The sequence below is a fragment of the Nostocoides sp. genome (assembly GCF_035343835.1).
Taxonomy (GTDB): domain Bacteria; phylum Actinomycetota; class Actinomycetes; order Actinomycetales; family Dermatophilaceae; genus Nostocoides_A; species Nostocoides_A vanveenii.
In genome coordinates, this window is record NZ_DAOQZV010000381.1 from 1 (window position 1) to 1,825 (window position 1,825).

Below are 1,825 nucleotides of genomic sequence, written 5' to 3' on the forward strand. Positions count from 1 at the left end.
GCCGCCGGGCGCGCGGCGCCCGACGGGCGCGTGCTGGCGGCCCACTGGACGGGTGGGTGCGCGCTCGCGTTCGCTGTCGGCGCGGGGGCGGTGATCGTCATACCAGCAAATCTCGGGCCGGTTCCTGTGGGCAAGCTGTGGGCACCCCATGGCGGCGCCACGAACGGTCGCGGTCAGCTGGTCAGCAGTTGCCAGGTGAGCCGGATGACGAAGGCGCTCACCACGACGACGAAGACCGAACGGACGAATCCGGACCCGCGGGCGACCGCGGTGCGGGCGCCCAGATAACCGCCGACGAGGTTGCAGACGGCCATGATCGCGCCCAGATGCCACAGCACATGACCGCCCGGGGCGAAGACGGCCAGCGCGCCGAGGTTGGTCGCGACATTGGCGATCTTGGCCTTGGCGCTGGCCTCGAGGAAGGCGTAACCGAGGAGGCCGACGTGAGCGAAGACCAGGAAGGAGCCGGTGCCAGGCCCGAGTGCGCCGTCATAGACGCCGAGGAGGAAGCCGGTAAGCATGGCCAAGGCCGTGTGCCGCGCCCCGCTGTGCCGCAGGGCCGTCACCGAGCCGAGGTCGGGCCGCAGCAGGGTATAGGTGCCGACGAGCACGAGCATCACGAGGATGATCGGGTTGAAGGCGGACTTCGGGATGTGCAGGCCGATGATCGCGCCGCCGGCGGAGCCGACGAAGGCGACCACGGCCATGGGCAAGGCGGTGCGCAGGTCGGGTTTGATCCGGCGGTAGTAGGTCAGCGCGCTGGAGCCGGTGCCCCAGACCGAGGCGAACTTGTTGGTTGCGAGGACCTGGGCGGGGCTGGCGCCGGGGACGCCCAGCAGCAGGGCCGGCAACTGGATCAGGCCACCGCCCCCGACGACGGCATCGATCCAGCCGGCGAGCACGGCGGCCAGGCCGAGCCAGACCTCGGAGGGGACCTCGCTCACGCCCACCCGTCGATGATCTTGAGGATGTCGAGGAGTTCGTGGGCCGTGGCGTCGGGGGTCGCATCGACCGAAACCTGTTGCACCAGTGGGATGTCCGAGTGCGGAATCCAGATGGCGCGCATGCCGATCTGCTGCGGCCCGTGGACATCCTCATAGAGCCGGTCGCCGACATAGACGGCTCGGTGGGCCCGCACGCGGACTGCGGCGAGGGCTGCCTCGAAGGCCTCGCGGTGGGGTTTGACGACGTGGATTTCGGAGGAGTAGACGTCGCCGTCGATGAGGTCCAGGACGCCGTCGCGGGCGAAGACCGAGCGATGGTAGTCGCGCGTCCAGATGGTGTTCGACAGCAACCCGACGCGGATCCCGCGCTGGTGCAGGCCCTCCCAGAGCGGGCGCACCTGGGGATCGGTGAAGGTGTGCGGCTCCCAAAAGCGCCGGTAGGCGGCGAGCGCGAGAAGTTGCTTGTCGTTCTCGGGATCGAGGCCGGCCGCGGCGAGAATGTCGTCGATATGGGCGCTCTCGTGCGCGGTACGGCCGCGGGCCCACGCCTCGTCCTCGGCGGCAAGAATCCGGTCGGCGAGATCGTGGGCCGCTTGCAGATCGGCCTCAGGGATGTCGGACGAGTCGAGCGGTATGCCGTGGATCTCGCGGGCATACACCCGCCACTGCTCGCCGATGTCGACCGGGTGCCACGGGGTCAGCGTGCCACCCCAGTCGAAGATCACCGCGTCAATGGGCTCGCTCGTCACCCCGCAACCTTAGACGTCGAGTGGCCGGTTCAGACCCGTCGAAAGGCCGGTTCAAACCCGTCGAGTGGCCGGTTCAGACCCGTCGAGTGGCCGGCACCGTAATAGCCGGAGCCGGTCTTCTTGCCCTCTCAG

Annotated in this window: 2 protein-coding genes; both read right to left on the reverse strand. The window is 69.3% G+C overall.

The window, feature by feature from the left end:
- Positions 1 to 173 precede the first annotated feature (173 nt).
- The gene (locus PKH97_RS16360) at positions 174 to 944 is read right to left on the reverse strand and encodes a TSUP family transporter (RefSeq protein WP_324388668.1); all 771 of its coding nucleotides are present in this window, start codon (positions 942 to 944) and stop codon (positions 174 to 176) included.
- Positions 941 to 1,693: an HAD family hydrolase gene (locus PKH97_RS16365; protein ID WP_324388669.1), complete on the reverse strand. Its 753-nt coding sequence runs from the start codon at positions 1,691 to 1,693 to the stop codon at positions 941 to 943. Before PKH97_RS16365 ends, PKH97_RS16360 begins: the two co-directional genes overlap by 4 nt.
- Between the last annotated feature and the right edge of the window lie 132 nt (positions 1,694 to 1,825).